At 63.8% G+C, this 18533-nt stretch carries 16 protein-coding genes and 1 other RNA gene; 8 read left to right on the top strand and 9 right to left on the bottom strand.

The features are described from left to right. Positions 1–3: 3 nt before the first annotated feature. The 8 genes from mraY to rnpB all read right to left on the bottom strand — a co-directional run bounded on the left by mraY (position 4) and on the right by rnpB (position 10157). A complete protein-coding gene (gene mraY, locus J2D73_RS08675; protein ID WP_207881200.1) occupies positions 4–1095 on the bottom strand; it encodes a phospho-N-acetylmuramoyl-pentapeptide-transferase in 1092 nt (363 codons plus the stop codon). Beyond that, a complete protein-coding gene (locus J2D73_RS08680) occupies positions 1095–2510 on the bottom strand; it encodes a UDP-N-acetylmuramoyl-tripeptide--D-alanyl-D-alanine ligase (protein WP_207881201.1) in 1416 nt (471 codons plus the stop codon). The genes mraY and J2D73_RS08680 overlap by 1 nt, the downstream gene beginning before the upstream one ends. Further along, positions 2507–3970, bottom strand: a complete 1464-nt coding sequence (locus tag J2D73_RS08685; protein ID WP_207881202.1) for a UDP-N-acetylmuramoyl-L-alanyl-D-glutamate--2,6-diaminopimelate ligase — start codon at positions 3968–3970, stop codon at positions 2507–2509. The genes J2D73_RS08680 and J2D73_RS08685 overlap by 4 nt, the downstream gene beginning before the upstream one ends. A 1-nt stretch (position 3971) precedes the next feature. Beyond that, positions 3972–6107 (bottom strand): peptidoglycan D,D-transpeptidase FtsI family protein, encoded by a 2136-nt coding sequence (locus tag J2D73_RS08690; protein ID WP_207881289.1) that lies wholly within the window; start codon positions 6105–6107, stop codon positions 3972–3974. Positions 6108–6294: 187 nt separating this feature from the next. Then, the gene (gene ftsL, locus J2D73_RS08695; protein WP_207881203.1) at positions 6295–7275 is read right to left on the bottom strand and encodes a cell division protein FtsL; all 981 of its coding nucleotides are present in this window, start codon (positions 7273–7275) and stop codon (positions 6295–6297) included. Continuing rightward, on the bottom strand, positions 7272–8339 hold the full coding sequence (rsmH, locus tag J2D73_RS08700) for a 16S rRNA (cytosine(1402)-N(4))-methyltransferase RsmH (RefSeq protein ID WP_243429807.1): 1068 nt from the start codon (positions 8337–8339) through the stop codon (positions 7272–7274). Before rsmH ends, ftsL begins: the two co-directional genes overlap by 4 nt. A gap of 5 nt (positions 8340–8344) precedes the next feature. Next, positions 8345–8818, bottom strand: a complete 474-nt coding sequence (gene mraZ, locus J2D73_RS08705) for a division/cell wall cluster transcriptional repressor MraZ (protein ID WP_026397738.1) — start codon at positions 8816–8818, stop codon at positions 8345–8347. 939 nt (positions 8819–9757) lie between these two features. Next, positions 9758–10157, bottom strand: an RNA gene (rnpB, locus tag J2D73_RS08710) — RNase P RNA component class A. Between the two features lie 98 nt (positions 10158–10255). Here rnpB and J2D73_RS08715 point away from each other — a divergent pair. After that, complete coding sequence (locus J2D73_RS08715) at positions 10256–11347, top strand: alpha/beta hydrolase (protein WP_243429800.1); 1092 nt, start codon at positions 10256–10258, stop codon at positions 11345–11347. A gap of 17 nt (positions 11348–11364) precedes the next feature. On the opposite strand, the gene hmpA is transcribed toward J2D73_RS08715, so the two are convergent. After that, entirely contained in the window at positions 11365–12564 is a 1200-nt protein-coding gene (gene hmpA / locus J2D73_RS08720) for an NO-inducible flavohemoprotein (RefSeq protein ID WP_207881205.1), read from the bottom strand. Positions 12565–12647: 83 nt separating this feature from the next. Here hmpA and J2D73_RS08725 point away from each other — a divergent pair, with 83 nt between their 5' ends. The 7 genes from J2D73_RS08725 to J2D73_RS08755 all read left to right on the top strand — a co-directional run bounded on the left by J2D73_RS08725 (position 12648) and on the right by J2D73_RS08755 (position 18533). Then, the gene (locus tag J2D73_RS08725) at positions 12648–13097 is read left to right on the top strand and encodes an Rrf2 family transcriptional regulator (RefSeq protein ID WP_207881206.1); all 450 of its coding nucleotides are present in this window, start codon (positions 12648–12650) and stop codon (positions 13095–13097) included. Positions 13098–13353: 256 nt separating this feature from the next. Continuing rightward, positions 13354–14151: a class I SAM-dependent methyltransferase gene (locus J2D73_RS08730; protein WP_207881207.1), complete on the top strand. Its 798-nt coding sequence runs from the start codon at positions 13354–13356 to the stop codon at positions 14149–14151. Between the two features lie 171 nt (positions 14152–14322). After that, entirely contained in the window at positions 14323–15498 is a 1176-nt protein-coding gene (locus J2D73_RS08735) for a cysteine desulfurase family protein (protein ID WP_341535060.1), read from the top strand. Between the two features lie 13 nt (positions 15499–15511). Further along, a complete protein-coding gene (locus tag J2D73_RS08740; protein ID WP_198945745.1) occupies positions 15512–15826 on the top strand; it encodes a ferredoxin family 2Fe-2S iron-sulfur cluster binding protein in 315 nt (104 codons plus the stop codon). Between the two features lie 104 nt (positions 15827–15930). After that, positions 15931–17025 carry a tRNA 2-thiouridine(34) synthase MnmA gene (gene mnmA, locus J2D73_RS08745; protein WP_207881208.1) on the top strand — a complete coding sequence of 365 codons (1095 nt, stop codon included), beginning with the start codon at positions 15931–15933 and terminating at the stop codon, positions 17023–17025. A gap of 47 nt (positions 17026–17072) precedes the next feature. After that, a complete protein-coding gene (locus tag J2D73_RS08750) occupies positions 17073–17402 on the top strand; it encodes a DMT family transporter (protein ID WP_207881209.1) in 330 nt (109 codons plus the stop codon). 348 nt (positions 17403–17750) lie between these two features. Then, the gene (locus J2D73_RS08755) at positions 17751–18533 is read left to right on the top strand and encodes a response regulator (RefSeq protein WP_086642728.1); all 783 of its coding nucleotides are present in this window, start codon (positions 17751–17753) and stop codon (positions 18531–18533) included.

The following is an 18533-nucleotide window of genomic DNA, read 5'->3' on the forward strand; positions in this document are numbered from 1 at the left end:
TCCTCACCGCAGTTTCAACGTGGCGAGGCCGAACAGGCCGAGAACGATGGAGACGATCCAGAAGCGGATGACGATCTTGGGCTCCTGCCAGCCCTTTTTTTCGAAGTGATGGTGCAACGGCGCCATCAGGAACACGCGACGCTTGGTGCGTTTGTACCAGAAAACCTGAATGACGACGGACAAGGTTTCGATCACGAACAGCCCGCCGACGATGCAGAGCACCAGCTCGTGCTTGACCGCCACAGCCACGGCGCCAAGTGCGCCGCCAAGCGACAGGGAGCCGGTGTCGCCCATGAACACCGCTGCCGGAGGCGCATTGAACCAGAGAAAGCCAAGGCCTGCGCCAACGAGTCCGGCGCAGAAAATCGCCAGTTCGCCGGTGCCGGGCACGGCGTGAAGTTGCAGATAATCGGCAAAGAGATGGTTGCCGACCAGATAGGAGATCAGCGCGAACACGAAAGCCGCGACGACGACAGGCACGGTTGCGAGCCCGTCGAGTCCGTCAGTGAAATTCACCGCATTGCCGAAACCGGCGATGGTTATCATCGCGAAGATCGGGAACGCGAAACCCAGAGGCAGCAGCAAATCCTTGACGAAAGGAAAGGCGACGTAGTTCGCAAGATCCGGCGGCATCATGCTTTCCATCCACCAGCCGGCGATCAGGGAGGCTGCGAATTCGCAGCCCAGCCGCGTACGTTTCGATACGCCGTCGGTATTGCGGCGGGAAAGCTTCAGGTAATCGTCGGCGAACCCGATGGCGCCGAACGCGGCTGTCACGAACAGCACGGCCCAGACGAACCCGTCCTCAAGGTCAGCCCAGAGCAATGTGGATGTGAAGAGCGCGATCAGGATCAGCACGCCGCCCATGGTGGGCGTGCCGGCCTTTTCCAAAATATGCCGTTCAGGTCCCAGAGCACGGATCGGCTGCCCTTCGCGCTGGATGCGGCGAAGTTCGCGGATGACCGGGTTGCCGAGCATCAACGCGATGGCAAGTGCTGTCAGGCACGCGCCACCGGACCGGAAGGTGATGTACCGGAACAAATTGAGCAGCGTCGTGTGCCCATGCGCGTGATGGGAGACCAGAAGATAGAGCATCAAACGGTCTCCGCCGCGCGCAGGGCTTCGACGATGACGCGCATGCGGGTGCCGAGGCTGCCTTTGACGAGAATGGCGTCGCCGCTGTGAAGGGCGGCGCGCACGATCGGCGCGAGCGTGTCGGAGTCCGCGCGCCATGCGCCCTGAAGAGACGACGGCAGGGCGTCGAAAAGTTCTTTCATATGAGGTCCGCAACAAAAAACGAGGTCTGCGCAGGCAGCGACCGGATCGACGAGGGACAGATGCTCGGCGCTGGCGAAGTCGCCGAGTTCGCGCATGTCGCCGAGGACGGCTACGCGGCGATTGGCTGGCGCAAGCGCCAGCACGTCGAGGGCTGCGCGAATGGCGAGGACGGAGGCGTTATAGCTTTCGTCGAGCAAAGTGACCCGGCCGTCCATGATGGTCGTGAGCGCCCCGCGTCCGGCGCCGGGAGAGAACGTCGCCAAAGCCTGCGCGGCCGCGGCGAGGGCGCGTTCGGTCGAGGTCCGGTCATCGGCGAAGTGCGTCGCGACGACGGCCAGCGCCGTCAGGGCGTTGCGCGCCAGGTGCAATCCGGGAGCGTGCAGCGTTACAGACGTCTCGACGCCTGCAATGTGAGCGACGAAAGAGCCGCTTGAAGAGGTGGTTGTGAAGCCACTGATCCGCGCTTCGCTTTTGTCCAGAAGGCCGCAGCGCCACAGGGAGACGTCGGCCGCGCGAGCGACCTCGTCAAAGATGTCCTGTCCCGCCGCGTCGTCCGGGACGACGGCGATGGAGCCGGGACGCAGCGCGGCGATGAGCGCTGCCTTTTCACGGGCAATGGCGTCCAGACCGCCCATATGCCCGACATGCGCAGAACCGATGGTGGTGATCGCCGCCGTATCCGGGCGGGCGAGGGCAGCCAGTGGCGCGATTTCGCCGGGATGGTTCATCCCGATCTCGATCACGCAGAACGCTGCGTCACGCGGAAGGCGTGCGAGCGTCAGCGGCACGCCCCAGTGATTGTTGTAGGATGCGACAGCGGCATGCGTCGGTCCAAGCGCGGACAGGGCGACGCGCAGCATCTCCTTTGTTGTCGTCTTGCCGACGCTGCCGGTTACGGCGGCGACCTTGCCTGCAAACCGGGCGCGTGCGTGGCGGCCCAAATCCCACAACGCCGCCATGGTGTCGGCGACCCGCAGCACGCGTGGGTCGTCGGCAAGGTCCGCTGGGTCACCATGCACGAGGACGGCGGACGCGCCTTTTTCAAGAGCCGCGCGAATATGTTGATGTCCATCGGATGTTTCGCCGACCAGCGCGATGAACAGGTCGCCTGGGGCAAGCGTCCGTGTGTCTATGGAGACGCCCGTGATGGCGATGTCGCGGGCATTGGCTGCATCCGGAAAAGATCCGTCGGTAGCCTCGATAAGTTCTGCGCCAGTCCACAGGATAGTCATGCCGCGCCCGCCAGTTCGCGTACCACGCCAACATCGTCGAATGGATGCACCACGCCGCCGATGGTCTGCCCCTGCTCATGTCCCTTGCCGGCGACGAGCAGCACGTCGCCCGGCTGGAGCATGTCGAGGCCAGCGGCGATGGCCTTCGCACGGTCGCCGATTTCGAGCGCGCCGGGCGCGCCGGCCAGCACGTCGTGGCGGATGTCAGCAGGGTTCTCGCTTCTTGGGTTGTCGTCTGTGATGATGACGACATCGGCATTGGCGGCGGCTTCCCGCGCCATCAGAGGACGCTTCCCGCGATCGCGATCACCGCCCGCGCCGAAAGCGACGAGCAGACGCCCGCGCGCGTGGGGGCGGAGGCTTGTCAGAGCCCGCGCCAGCGCGTCCGGCGTGTGGGCGTAATCGACATAGACGGCGGCGCCGTTGTCGAGCAGGGCCGCGCGCTCCATCCGGCCGCGCACGCCGCGCAATTGCTGCGCGTGCGTAAGGGCGTTCTCGACGCCAGCTTCGTCCCGCGCCGCCAGAGCGATTGCGAGAAGGATGTTGTCGGCCTGAAAACGTCCGGGTAGCGACAGGACAATGTCGTGATCACGACCGAAGGCGGAGATCAGGAGCCGCTGCCCTTCAGGTAGAGACTCCTGTTTCATAAGGCGTAATGTGTCGCCGTTCTCGCCGACAAGTCGCAAGGTCAGCCTGCGTTGTTTCGCGATGTCGCGGATCGCGCCCAGTGTTTTGCTGTCCATGTCGGCGTTGGCTGCCGCGATGGCTCCCTCCGGCAGCAGCGTGTCGAAAAGGCGTAGTTTGGCTGCGCGGTAGGCAGCGAGGTCGCCGTGGTAATCGAGATGATCGCGTGTCAGATTTGTAAAACCTGCCGCAGAAAGCTGAACGCCGTCGAGGCGGCGTTGGTCGAGTCCGTGAGAGGAGGCTTCCATGGCGACGTCCGTCACACCCTCCGCGCGAAGGGCGGCGAGACCGCGCGCCAATGTGACCGGATCGGGCGTCGTAAGCGACGGGATCTCGAACGGCAGCGTGAACGGCGCCTTCAAGCCAAGGGTGCCTAGGCTCGCGGCGGAACGCCCGGTCGCGGTCCAGAGCTGGCGCAGGAAATCGACTGTGCTGGTCTTGCCGTTGGTGCCGGTGACGGCGACCTGATGATCTGGTTGCGGCCCGGCGAACGCAGCGGCGAGTAGAGAAAGGGCGCGGCGTGCGTCTGCGCATTTTACGAGCGCCACGTTCGCCTGTTCGATATCCGGCGTGTCTGTCGGCGCGAGGATCGCAGAGGTTCCGGCGGCAATGACGGAGGGAATGAAACGGCGACCATCTGTCTTCACGCCTGGCAGGGCTGCGAACAGGACGCCCGGCGCGGCTTCGCGGCTATCAGCCGTGATTGCGGTGATTTCCGGGTCATGGGCAGCGGAAAATGGAAGGCCGATCGACGTGAGGAGGGCGGACAGCCGCATGTCAGCCTCTCCGCGTCGGAAAGGGCGGAGCGAGCGTCGATTGCGTCGAAATCGGGAGAACGGGCGGGCGCCCGGGCGCGCCATGTTCCGCGACCTGTTTCTTGCGCGTGCGTTCTTCCGCCGCGGCGTTGCGCGGATCTCCCGGGTCGTTTCCGGGGCCGAGCGGGCGGTAGCCGCGCGGGGCGGAAGGCTGCATCGGGATCGCCAGCGCCGCGTCAATTTCCGCTGCGTGTGCGGTGTCAGGGAACATCTGCAACATCGGTCCGACGCGGGAGATGATTTTCGACACGGTCGGCGCGGCGTTCCACGCGGCGGTCGTCCAGCCATGCGTGGCGGCGGTGGCCTTGGGGCTATCGAGCATTACGTAAACCGCGTAGCGCGGCGCGTTCATCGGAAAGATGCTTGTGAATGCTGCAATATTCACATGCTTGAGGTAGCCGCCGTGCGGACCGATCTTTTCGGCCGTGCCGGTCTTGCCGCCGACGAAATAGCCGGGAGATTCGGCGGTCTTGCCGGTGCCTTTGGTGACGTCGAGACGCAGGATGCGACGAAGCAGGTGTGACGTCTCTTCGGAAAGCACACGAGGACCCTCCGGCGTCGCCGGCCGGTCGTCTGCAGACGGCGCGCCCTGCGCAGCCAGGGCGTCTTGAGCGCCGCCGACAGGGCTGCGCAGAGTTGCGTCGTCGAGACCGCCGGAAGATGCGGACCCCGTGGTGGTTGCTGCGTCGGAAAGCGCGGCGGCGGGTGTCAGGCGAGGGGACTGGTCCCCGGCGTCGCTGGTGGACGCGGCGTCGATTGCGGCTTCGCGATCCAGCAATGTCGGCTTTACGAGGATGCCGCCATTCACCGTCGCGGCGGTTCCGCGCACGATGGCCAGCGGTGGTTCCGCCACGCCGTGACCGAAACCCACGGTCATGACGGTGGAGATTCCCCAGTTGCGCATCGCGGGGACGATCGGACGTCCCGCTTCGGGCAGTTCGATCGGCACCGGCGCGAAGAAACCCATGTTGCGCAGCCATTCCTGCTGGCGTGCGGCCCCGACGTCGAGGGCGATATGCGCTGCTGCGGGGTTGGACGAATACGCCATGACTTCCGTCAGGGACAGCCAGGGAGAGAAGTGATCCGATTTCATGTCGGAGATAGTGAAACGGCCGATGTGAATCGGGATCGAGGAGAAGCGATCCCAGATATGTGCGACGCCGAGTTGCAGCGCCATCGCGGCGGTCTGCAGCTTGAAGGTCGAACCCGGCTCGTACATGCCCGTCACGGCGCGGTTGAAGCGCGAATCCGGCGGCGCATGACCGAAATCGTTCGCGTCGTAATCAGGGAGACTCGCCATGGCGATGACTTCGCCCGAGTTCACGTCCATCACGATGGCGGCGGCGCCGATCGCGCTGAATTCGTCCTTGGCTTTCGCAAGCTCCTCACGCACCACGGCCTGCACGCGAACGTCGAGCGAAAGGCGCAACGGCGCGCGGTCGGAGTTCAGGCGCTTGTCGAAATAACGTTCGACGCCCGCGACGCCATGGTCGTCGATGTCAACGGCGCCCATGACCTGCGCCGCGATGATGCCGAGGGGATAATGTCGCCGTTCGCCAGCTTCGAAATAAATGCCGGGAATGCCGAGATCGTTGATCGCCAGTTCCTGCGCGGGCGCGATGTCACGTGCGATGTAGACGAACTGCTTCTTCGACGACAGGCGACGGACCGTTTCGTCCAGATTGAGGTTGGGCAGTATCTTCTTGAGCTTGGCGGCGACGTCCTGCGCGTCGATCAGTTCCTGCGGGTTGGCGTAGACCTGCGCCACGGGCAGTGAGATGGCGAGGGTCTGTCCGTTGCGGTCGACAATCGTGGCCCGGCGCACCTGCGGCAGGCTGAGATCGCCCGCAAGGGAGCCTTTCGGATCGATTTTCGGAATTTCCGGAACCTGCGGCGCGATCTGCCGCTGCTCCGGCGCCATCGGGGAGATCACGGTCGCGAAGCTGAGCTTCAGCGCCACCATGCCGAACAGGCCGCAGAACCCTGCCGCCACGCCGAGAAGCCGGACGTGCATGCGTTCCAGATGGGCGCGGGTCCGCAGTTCGGCGCTGGTGACGTGGACGTCGCGCGGAAGCCGCCCTTCGGCGAGGTCTTGCATATCGGGCGGTGTTGACTGACGCGACATGGACGGCTGCGGCCCCCTAGGTTCAGTTCAGGCCGCCCACCTTGACGCTCGAAACCCGGGATCCCGGGCCGGGACGGATACGTACGCCGCGACGGAGGCGCTCACGCGCGCCGTCGCGTCTTCTTCCGCTACCCCTGTCGAGAGGTCGCGGTCGAAGCGATCAATTGGCCACCGGAACCGGGGGCGGCAGACCGCCTCCCAGCGCCGAATGGCCGAGGAGCGAGCCGTTGTAGCTCGCACGGGCCTCGATATAGCGTGGGGCCGCCTGCGCCGCCACCGGACGCCACGTGGCTGTTTGCGTCTGAGCGGGGTGCGCCGGGTGATAGGCTGCGAGTTGAACGGCCGGACGCGGCGCGGTGACATGCGCGACTTCGGGCGCCGCGACGTGGCGGGACGTTGTGGCGCTGGCGAGAACGGTACGCGTGGCGTGGCGTTCGCCTTGCGCGTCCGTGCCGCCGAGAGCGGAGTCGAGCGCGTCGGTGGCCGGCTTCTTCGCTGCATGGCGCACGGCAGGAGCGGTGTCGAGGGCGAGCGTCGTGGCGTTTCGCGACTGGACGACCTGCGTCGACGCGATTGCCGGACGCTCCACGCTGGCGAGCATCGCTGCGGGGCGCGGGGCGCGGGGCGCTGCAGGAGGTTGAGCCGCCGCAACCTGAGTTGCGGCATGGGGCGCAGTCGCCTGTGCGACGTCGGTGTGCGCGGGCGCTTCGATTTTTGCCAAAGCCTTCGGCTCCGACGTTTTCGTTTCGGTCGGCTGCGCCACAGGCGCTTTCGCGTCGGCGAGAGCTTCGCCGTGAGTCTCGATCACGCCCGGAGCGATCGCGTCGCGCGGGTTGGGTGCGTGGACGGAACCGGGTGCGGGCAGATGTCCCGCGAGGTCGCTCAGGCGCACGAACTGGCGCGGCGTCATCGGTTGCAGCGACGGTTCGAAGCGTGCGGCGAGACGGCTGAGGCGATCGGGCTGGTTGAGCAGCGCCCATTCCGTGCGCAGCATCGCCGTCTGCTGGCGGATGTGTTGCGTATCTGAAACGATCGACGAAATCTGCTGATCCAGAACCGTGGTCTGGTGTTTCTTGCTGTAAAGGAACAGCCCCGACAGACCTGCGGAGACGGCGCAGAGCAGCGTGAAATACCTGATCATGGTTCGGTTCCTTCGGCGGCCGACGCGGCCGTGCGTGTGAGGGCGGCGTCGGACGACGCAGTGGAAGGGCGCAGGCGGGCGATAGCGCGCAGGCGGGCGCTGCGCGCGCGGGGATTGCGCGCGCATTCCTCGTCGCCGGGGCGCAGAGGTTTGCGGGTAAGCAGAGCGTAACCGGCTTCCGCCGCGCCGCCGGTAAAGGCGCGGGGATCGTGACGGGAGACCCCGGCGTTGCGCCCGGCGGCGTCAGCCATCGCGCGCTTCACCAGACGATCTTCCAGCGAATGGAACGAAACGACCACCAGACGGCCGCCGGGCGCCAGAAGGTCGAGCGCCTGCACAAGCGCGCGTTCGATTTCTCCAAGCTCGTCGTTGACGGCGATACGCAGGCCCTGAAACGAGCGTGTCGCGGGGTCGATGCCTGAACGATCAGCCGGCACGGCGGAGCGGATCGCAGCAGCCAGTTGTCCGGTGGTGCTGAACGGCGTTTCCGTGCGCGCCGCGACGATCGTTCGCGCGACGCGGCGCGCATGCCGCTCCTCGCCATAGTGATGGAAAATATCGGCCAGTTCGGCTTCCGACGCTGAGTTCACCAGATCGGCGGCGCTGCGCCCGGCGCGTTCCATACGCATGTCCAATGGGCCGTCGGCGCGAAAGGAAAACCCGCGTTCCGGATCGTCGATCTGGAAGGAGGAGACGCCGAGATCGAGCATGACGCCATCGACGGCTGTCACCCCCTCCGCCGCAAGCATGTCCCGCATGCCGCCGAATCCGCCTTGAAGCAGCCTCAGGCGCTGCGACCCGTCTTCGCCGTTACTCCAGATTGCCGAGAGCGCCCGGCCGCGTGCGATCGCGTCCGGGTCGCGATCGACGCCCCATACGCGGCAATCAGCCGCCGCCAGCACGGCGTTTGTGTAACCGCCTCCGCCGAACGTGCCGTCGACATAAACCTCGCCTGCACGAGGCGACAGCGATTCGAGAACTTCGGCGCGCATGACGGGGATATGGCCCGGATCGTGATCGGGCACGGATGTTCCTGCGGGCGTCAGGCGGGATGTGTCGGGCATGGCGTTCATGCGCCCCCGTTCCCGCCAGACCCGCCACCCGGCAACGTCACCCGGCGTGAGCGCAAACGCGCTTCCGAACGCCGCCGCTCGGCCGCTTCCGGTTCCCATATCTGGAAGATGCGCCCAAGCCCCATGAACGCCACGGCTTCGCCAAGTCCTGCGTGTTCGCGCAGAAAATCCGGAAGAATGATGCGTCCTTCACGGTCTGCGTCGATCGGGTAGGCGTCGGCATAAAGCGCTGCAGCGAGGTCGTCGTGCTCGTCGGAAAACATGTCCAGGCGATCGAGGGGCTGCGCAAGCGTCGCGAATGCGGTGGACGGCCACGCCTCGATGCAAGGCTGGGTATGGGAGGGGCGGAGCACCATCAACGCCTCGCCCTCAACCGCCTGCGCGCGCAGAACCGTGCGGAATCCGGCAGGAATCGAGACGCGCCCTTTGGCGTCTATTCGATTCTGATGTGTGCCGAGAAACACGCTCACCGGGTTTGCGGTCCTTCTTGCGAGGCTGGTTTGGGTTCACTTGGGCTCGTTCTCCATCTCATGGGATATCATGGGATTTTATGGGACGTCAAATGAAACTGTAATAAAAAACCGCAGAAATCTGGGAAAAAGAAGATATCGATGCGCAATACGCCCGTTAAGATTATGGCAATAGAATGATCGCTCAAGGAACAAACGTTCTTAACTTTAGTTCTTGTTTTGTTCTCATTTTTTGACTGCATGAAGGATTTACGCGGTTGCCGCGCCGGTGCATCGCGCTGAAAAATTACTTAATTTCTGAAAAATAAACCTTTGATGCGGTATTTTAATGCGAAGGCGTCTCGTTCCACTCGCGCTGCCTGCGCCGTCGTGTCAGTGTCTTTTTGTGCGTGTTCAGCTCCGGACGGTAACGACGTAACGTTCGACACTATAAATTCCGGATCGAAATGCATCTGTTCGATCTGGGCAGGAAAAGTTCCACGAGCGGTGACGATTTTGCATATTTTTTTCGTTGCGTCGTTCGGGTTTGCGATGCCGCAGTAGCTTCATGCTGATTGTAATTTCCCGAACCTTAGCTTTCCCTGATCAAGCGCAGTCGTTCGTGGCGTAATCAACCGGCTGGCTTTTCGTTGTATTTTTTGCGCTTGCTCCAAGTCATTTCTGAAAGTCGTTTCATTTCCTCGAAACGACGAGCAGGAGACCACCGGGGGGCCGTTTTGCCGGTTGCCTGCGCTTTTTATGGCTGCGACGCGTCAGTAGAATTCGGCTGGATACTTGGTTCGCGTCATTCGCATATGACGCTTCGGGGAGGGCGTAATGTGTCCACGGTGCGGTTCATCGGTGGGCGGATCAAGGAGGCCGCGGCAGAGTCGAAATGACTCTGCCTAGTAATAAAGAGGACTCATTTTCCGATTGCGTCAGCGAATTTGAATGTTTTGAGGAGCCAGACGGCCTGTAAGCCGGGTTCTGTCCGACCCTCGAAAGGATCGGGACGATCATTCCTCTGGGACGCGCCTTGCGACGCGCCTCACGCGACCAACCCGGGCGACGAGGCGGGAGAACCTCCGGCGGCGACGGCTCGCGCCGCCCCGCCTGTCGCCCCTATTCGGTCTTGCTCCCGGTGGGGTTTGCCCTGCCGCCGCCGTTACCGGAAGCGCGGTGCGCTCTTACCGCACCGTTTCACCCTTACCTCCAGCCTGTTTCCAGGCCCGGAAGGCGGTTTGTTTTCTGTGGCACTTTCCCTGAGGTCGCCCTCGCCGGCCGTTAGCCGGCACCGTTCTCCCGTGGAGCCCGGACTTTCCTCCACCGCAAATGCGACAGCGATCGCCCGGCCGTCTGGCTGGCGCGGAACCTGCGCGTATGGGCGAACGCCGTCAAGTCCTCTCCCGTGGTTGAGCGCGTCGCCGGTAATGGACAAGCGCGAGGAGCACAGGCACGATGCGGGCTATGTCCCATCTGGCGCACACCATGCCGCCTGTCGATGCAGCGGCGAGCGGCGATGAATCACTCGCCACGTGGCTGTCGCAGCCGGACGATGCGAGGCCTGATGTCTCGTCCCGGCTGTTTCTACGTTGGATCGCCCGCACGACGTCCTCGCGATCTTCAGTTCCGGGAACCTTGCACAGCGCTGAAGCTGCCTTGGCCGAGTTGCGTCGTTCCGCGAATCGACCGTCCTTCCCCAAGGCCCTGTCTTCATTACAGGTGCGCCGGGTCCTCGACGTTCGGGTTCCGGGCGCGACGGAGCTTCGCCCGGCGAGACTTTACGTCCCGTACGGACGGGTGCAGGGCGTCGTGCTGTATCTGCACGGTGGCGGTTTCGTGCATTGCGGCCTCGATTCCCATCATGGGGTATGTTGTCGCCTCGCGCGCGCTTCGGGCGCGGCTATTCTTTCATTCGATTACCGCCTTGCGCCTGAGCACAAATTTCCAGCCGCGCCCGACGATTGCTGGGCGGCGTTCCGTTGGCTGACCGGCGAGGCGTGGCGCTGGGGAGGGCGTGTCGCGGTTGCCGGCGATAGCGCTGGCGGCGGTTTGGCGGCGTTCGTGGCGCAGCGTGCGCGCGATGAACGTCGACAGATAGAACGCATTGGCGGAAAGTCGCGACGAGAGAGCGACATCGCCATGCAGGTTCTGTTCTATCCGATTACACATGGCGAGCAGGATTTCGCGTCCCGGCGCGCGTTCTCCGACGGATATTTCCTCACGCGTCGAATGATGGAGTGGTACGGCGAGCAATACGCGCGTAGCGTGGACGACCTCTCGGATCCAAAATTCTCGCCCGGCCTCGCGGAAGATTTGAGCGATCTGCCGCCAGCGCTGATTGTTACGGCGCAGTTCGACCCGCTACGTGACGAGGGCGAACGCTATGCCGAGGATATGCGTGCGGCGGGCGTCGCTGTGATCTGCCGCCGTGTTCCGGGCACAATTCATGGATTTCTGAATTTCTACCCGGTCATGCGGAAGGCGCGTCGTGTCATTCATGTCAGCGGTCGCGCGTTGCGGAAGGCCTTCGCGACCTTTCCGCCTTAGTGGTGAGCGTCTCTTTATTAAAGGACCAGTTCCACGTCCGTGGCTGAACCGAAGAACTCGTAACGGATTTGCGCGGGCGGGAGCCCGATCTCACGCAATGTCTGGGTCATGTCTCGTATGAAGCCCTCCGGGCCGCACACGTAATATGTGGCGTCGCGTTCAACAGTGGCGCGCAGCCAGTCTGCCGTGATGCGGCCTTCGTGCGCTGTGACGCCTTCGGAGGGCGGCGCAGCGGCATGCGTGTAAAACAGGTCGGCGGTCAACGCGCCTTCAGCTGCCTCGCGGCGAATATCTTCAACAAAAAGATCGTCAGCAGCCGAATGCGCCGAGTGGACGTAACGAATCTTCGCTGTCGGGCGCGTAGCCAATTCTTGCAACATCGAAATTACAGGCGTGGAGCCGACGCCTGCTGTCAGGAATACGGACGAGCCGGATGGGCTGTCCGGCAACGTAAAATCCCCGGATGGATTGGAGGCCAGAAGCGTCGCGCCCTGCTGGACCGATTCATGGAACCATTGCGACACAACGCCACCGCGCGCGCGCCGGACGGTGATGCGATAATGATCCGCTCCGGGCGCGGAGGAGATGCTGTAGTTTCTGCGTTGCGGGCCGTGCTCAGGCAAATTCAGATTGAAGCTGAGATATTGTCCGGCTTTGTGGCGCGCGATTGGCCCGCCGTCCTGCGGCGCCAGTTCGAACGACGTGATCACAGCCGTTTCGGCTGTGCGTTTCCTGACGACGAAGGGGCGCCATCCGCGCCACCCGCCCGGAGCCGTTTCATGAGCGCGATAGATCTGCGCTTCGCGGCCTGTCAGGATGTCGGCGAGGAACCAGTAAGCCTTGCCCCAGGCTTCGAGAATCGCGGGCGTCGCCGCCTCTCCCAGAACATGGCCGATCGCGCCGAGCAGGGCGTCGGCAACGAACGGGTAGTGCTCGGGAAGAATGTTCAGGCCGACGTGTTTCTCAGCGATGCGTTCGACCATTCCGCCCAACGCGTCGAGCCTGTCTATGTTTCGTGCGTATGCGAGTACGGCAAGCGCAAGCGCCCTCGGTTGTTCGCCGTCTTTCTGATGCGACTGATTGAACAGGTCCCGTATTTCCGGGGTGGTCAGCAGGCGTCGATACATTTCGGTCGTGATGGCGAGGCCGTGCGCGTCGAGCGCGGGCACGGTGGCGCGAATTATGGCGCGTGTGGCGTCGTCCAGTGCGGTTGGCATGCGGCGATCCTTATAAGGTGTATATATGATACACCTTTATCGGCCGTCTTGGAAAAGATGTCAACGACGGATACCTTATGGTCATGAAGCTGACCCTCCACACGGACTATGCGCTGCGCGTATTGATTTTTCTGGGGTGCAACACGACGCGCCTCGCCTCGATACGCGAGATCGCCGACGCGTACGGGATATCGGAAAATCATCTGGTGAAGGTCGTGCACAGGCTTGGCCAGGGCGGTTTTATCGAGACCGTTCGTGGGCGTGGGGGCGGTCTGCGTCTCGGGCGTTTGGCGTCTGATATCGTGATCGGCGACGTGGTGCGGTACACGGAAGACGATCTGGCGCTGCTCGGCTGCATGAACGCTGAGGACCCTGCGGCGTGTGCGCTGATGCCTGCGTGTCGGTTGCGCGGCGTTCTGGGAGAGGCGCTGACGGCGTTCACGACAGTTCTGGAGCGTTACACTCTCGCTGACATCATCTCGCCTTTCGAGAGGGCGCGTCTGGGTGATCGTTCTGCGGGGGGTGATCGCTGACGACAGATCGTGATGCGCGGTGGTTTTGCCTTCGCAGTTTTGGAAGGTCCGGCAGGACGCGTGCGCCACGTTGAGTCCGCTCCGTCTTTGGATATTGCGAGCGTTACGGCGATTTGTCGGACTGCGTGTGGCGGGGTAATGTAACGCCGCTTCGATGGGCGATCTTTCCGGACGCACCCGTCCAGGCATGAACGTAGGCTGATACGAAAGCCTGATCCGTCCGGACACCATCGTCGTCGATGTATGGAGTTTCACCATGAAGCCAAGTCTATCGGGCGGTCGATCGATCGCGTTCGCCGTTTCCCTTCTTATGACCGCAGCAGTTCACGACGCCTGCGCCCGCGTGCCTGCAGGTTCGACCGGCAGGACGCGCGTGACTGCTATCGCCGCCGCCGTGGCGGACGCCGACCGACCTGCGGAGGACAAGGCGCGTGACAGCGTCCGCAAGCCGGCCGCGCTCCTCGCTTTCGCGGGCGTATCTTCGGGGATGAAGGTCGCTGATCTGTTGCCAGGTGGCGGGTATTTCACCCGACTGTTCAGCAATGTTGTAGGCAAGACCGGCCATGTTTACGCGGTGGTTCCCGCGGAGCTTCTGGCGAAGAAGCCGCAGGCGGGCGACGCCGTACGTGCGATCGCCGCGCAGCCTTCGTTTTCGAACGTGAGCGTGATTGTCTCTCCGATCGCGTCATTCACGACGCCGGAGCCGCTGGATGTGGTCTGGACGTCTGACAACTACCACGACGTGTATGGTCAGGGCGCGGAGGTCGGTCTTGCGTTCGACAGGGCCGCGTTCGACGCGTTGCGTCCGGGCGGGGTGTTTCTGGTCATCGACCATGTCGCGGAGAAGGGGAGCGGCGCTGACGTGACGCACACCCTGCATCGGATCGACCCGGACCTGATCCGCAAGCAGGTGACGCAGGCTGGCTTCGTGTTCGAGGCGCAGAGTTCAGTGCTGGCCAATCCGGCTGATACGCATCAGGTTGCGGTGTTCGATCCGTCGATACGCGGCCGTACGGATCAGGTCGTGCTGAAATTTCGCAAACCGGCGCGCTGACCGTCGGAATGGTCCTTTCGTCGGCCCTTGATCGAGGGCGGTGAAGGGACCATCTCCTATCCCTCAAGACTTGAGGCATGGCGCGCCCGTGTCAGCGCGGGCGGTAATCCCCAAAACGTCGTTTCGATGAACGGCCTGGGCGCCGATCTGCTTACATGTGAAGCGGGAGGGATTGTGAGGGATATCTACCTCGATAATGCGGCGACGACGCCCTGCGATCCGCGTGTGATGGCGGTCATGGCTCCGCTGTTCGTTGAGGAGTTCGGCAACCCGCACAGCACCAGTCATATTTTTGGACTCCGCGCGGCGGACGCCGTGGAGACGGCGCGTGCGCAGGTGGCGGCCCTGATAGGGGCGGATCCGCGCGAGATCGTCTTCGTCTCCGGCGCAACCGAGGCTAACAACCTTGCGATAAAAGGCGCTGCACGACATCGGCTGCGCCACGGCGATGGACGTCGTCGCGTGATTACGGTCGCGACCGAACACAAATGCGTTCTGGAGAGCGTGCGGGACCTTGCCGCGGAGGGATTAGATCCGGTGATCCTGCCGGTCGGTCGGGACGGCGTGCTGGATCCGGATCTGCTGCGCGAGGCTTTGGCGACTCCCTCCGCGCTCGTCAGCGTGATGGCCGCGAATAACGAGACCGGCGTTTTACAGGATATCGGTGCGTTGGCGCGAATAGCGCGCGAGTCCGGAGCGCTGTTCCATAGCGACATGGCGCAGGCGGCGGGCAAGATTCCGGTCGACGTCGGGGCTCTCGACATCGATATGGCCTCGCTCTCGGCTCACAAGCTCTATGGCCCCAAGGGCGTAGGCGCGCTCTATGTAAGAAGGAAGCCGCGTGTGCGTCTGGAGCCTCTGTTCTCCGGTGGCGGGCAGGAGCGGGGCATGCGCTCCGGCACGCTTCCAGCGGCGCTGGTCGCAGGTTTCGGCAAGGCGGCGGAGATCGCCGAAGCCAGCGTTGCCGACGAGGCGGAGCGGCTGACCGCCTTGCGCGACGGTTTGATCGACGCTTTGCATGAGAGGCAGGTGCCGATCGCCGTCAACGGAACGAAGGCGAGGCTTCCCGGCATCGTCAGTTTGCGTTTCCTGGGAACGTCGGCTTTGGCGATCATGGCCGGCGCGCCGGAGGTCGCGATGTCGGTCGGCTCGGCCTGCTCATCGGCTGCCATCGAACCGTCCTATGTCCTCACTGCGATGGGTCTTTCCGTGGATGAGGCCGCGGAAAGCTTGCGTCTGTCGCCCGGACGCTTTACGTCACCCGCCGATATCGCGCGCGCGGCCGAGGTGCTTGCGTGCGCGGCGCAGCGCGTGCGCGGCCAGCAGGCCGCCCGGATGACAGCCTGAGCGGGACAAGCGAATGCCTACTATGATTTTTCTCGAACCGGACGGCGTTGAGCGTAAGGTGGACGCGCCTCTGGGTCTTTCGGTGCTCGAGATCGCGCACAAGCACGGCATCGACCTTGAGGGCGCCTGCGAAGGCTCGCTGGCCTGCGCCACCTGCCATGTAATCGTCGACCCGTCATGGGCGCCGAAGCTGGCCGAACCGACCGAGGACGAGGAAGACATGCTCGACCTGGCGTTCGGGCTTGAGAAGACATCCCGTCTGGGGTGCCAGATCGTGATGACCGAGGCTCTGGACGGTCTTGTCGTCCGCCTGCCCGGCAAGAAGTGAGACCCTGAAGTCGTGATGTTCCGTCGCTCCTGCCCTTGGGTCGCGTTCGCCGTGGTCTCCGCCGCGACGGGTGCGCGCGGCCACATTTCGGCGGGCTGACGGCGATGCGCGTGCTTGTGGCCATGTCGGGCGGTGTCGACAGTTCGGTGGTGGCTGCGCGCCTCGTCGAGCAGGGCCACGACGTGATCGGCGCGACGCTGCAGCTTTACGACGTGCGTGGCGCGGCCAAGAAGGGCGCGTGTTGCGCGGGCCGGGACATTCAGGACGCGCGTGAAGTCGCGGAGCGGCTGGGTTTCCCTCATTATGTGATCGACGCGGAGCAGCGGTTTCACGACAGCGTCATCTCCTCCTTCGCGAATTCCTATGCTGCGGGCGAAACGCCCGTGCCGTGCGTCTCGTGCAACCAGGGCGTGAAGTTCACGGATCTGTTGGGGCTGGCCAAGGATGTCGGCGCCGACGCCATGGCCACGGGGCATTATGTGCGTCGCGTCGAGGGCGCGAACGGACCGGAACTGCATCGTCCGATGGATGCAGAGCGCGACCAGAGCTGGTTTCTCTTCGCGACGACCCGCGACCAGCTCGATTATCTGCGCTTTCCTCTCGGGGAGATGCCAGACAAGCGGGCGGTGCGCGAGGAGGCCGAGCGCTTCGGTCTGGCCGTGGCGGAGAAACCCGACAGTCAGGATCTCTGTTTCGTCCCGAACGGCTCCTATGCCGATCTTGTCGAGAAATTGCGTCCTGACATGCGCGGGGAGGGGGAGATCGTCGATCGCGCAGGTAATGTTCTGGGACGTCATGAAGGCGTGACGCGCTACACCTACGGCCAGACCAAAAGGCTGGGCGCGGCGGCGCAGCTTGAGGGCGAGCGGCAGATGGTCGTTGGCATCGAGCCTGCCCGTCGCCGGATCGTGGTGGCGCCGCGCCGAGGAGCTGCCGTTACGACTTGCCTGTTGCGAGACGTGAACTGGCTGATCCCTGAGCCGGAAGATGGCGGTTCGTCCGTGCGGTGCATGGTGCAGTTGCGCGCGCGAGAGGCCCCACGCGCGGCGTCCGTGCAGCGTGACGGGACGGGCGCGCGCGTGTTCCTCAAGGAACCGGCTCTGCCGACGCCGGGGCAGGCGTGCGTGTTTTACGATGGCACACGCGTGCTTGGTGGCGGCGTGATTTGCAGGGACGCGGCGGCGGAGTCTGCGGCTTAAAGCTGTCGCCGTTGCCGCGCTCGGTGCGGGCGCATAGCATCGCCCCCATGAGCTATTTTTTTCTCCTTATCGCGATACTGGCCGAAGTTACGGCGACGTCGTTTCTTAAGCTCTCCAATGGTTTTACACGCCCCGGACCGACAGCGATTATGGCTGCCGGGTATGTGGTGGCCTTTTACTTTCTTTCCATTTCCCTGCGTGAAATTCCGACCGGCGTCGCCTACGCCATATGGTCCGGTGTGGGGGTGGTGCTGATCGCCGCAATAGCCTGGGTCACGCAGGGGCAAAAACTCGACGCGCCGGCGCTCGCGGGGATCGCGCTGATTATGGCGGGCGTTCTGGTCATGAATGTGTTTTCGAGAACTGTGGGGCATTGAGAGGGGTGTTTAGGTTTTTGTGCTCCACGCGCCATCGCAAACCTGTCGACCGTGCGTCGAGCACAGTGAGGCCTCCGTTTTCGTGCGCGCGAGCATGTATGGTCTGACGGGAGTGCGCGTTCCCGCATATTCGAACTCTCGCGTCGCAGTGTCTTCTTCGAGGCGGCGTCGTTTCCGTTTGGGAGGCTCTGCCCATAATGCGCTTGGCCGATCTACGTTAGAGATGACCGGATGCGTGATGAAGTCTGATCACTGATTCGTCTGGATTGCTTCGCGTTCTCGACGGGCGCCAGCAAAGACGATACCCTGCGTCAACAGGGACATAACAAACGGAACGAACCCCCTCAGATGACCGACGTGACTGTGCGCGAGGCCGAACTGCAAGACCTTCCGGTAAGAATTCTGGTCGTTGAGGACGACCCCGGCATGCGGACCTTGCTCACGCGCGCGCTTCAGGCGGACGGCTATCGCGTCCGTGCTGTTCCGGACGCACGGGCCATGTGGCAGGCGCTGGAGACGGAGACGGCGGATCTGTTGATCCTCGATGTGATGATGCCCGGCATGAACGGTCTCGACCTGTGCCGGAACCTGCGTCAGGGCGGTGTGAAGGGTGGTCTTGAAGACGAAGCCTTCACCGCGATGCCGATCATCATCGTCTCCGCGCGTGGGGAGGAGCTTGACCGTGTGCTTGGCCTGGAACTGGGCGCGGATGACTACGTCGCCAAGCCGTTTGGTCAGAAAGAACTGCTCGCTCGCGTGCGGGCGGTGTTGCGACGTGGCCAGCAGGCTCCGGCGGTCGCTGCCGGACGGCCACGGCGTGAGGTGATCAACTTCGCCGGGTGGTCGCTCGACCTGCGCCGCCGGGAGTTGTTCGACCCCAACGGCGCCACGGTTGAGATTTCGGGCGCCGAGCACGATCTTCTGGTGAGTTTTCTCGACAACCCGCAGCGGGTGATCGGACGCGATCGTCTGCTGGAATTGTCGCGCACCCGGCTGGGCGATGTGTCGGACCGTTCCATCGACGTGCTGGTGAGCCGTCTGCGCCGCAAGCTTGGCAGTGAATCGGAGAGCCTGATTCGCACCGTGCGCGGTCAAGGGTATATCTTCACCGCGCCGATAGAGCGCGTGTGA

It is taken from the genome of Acetobacter sacchari (genome assembly GCF_017377715.1).
GTDB classification, from domain to species: Bacteria; Pseudomonadota; Alphaproteobacteria; order Acetobacterales; family Acetobacteraceae; genus Acetobacter; species Acetobacter sacchari.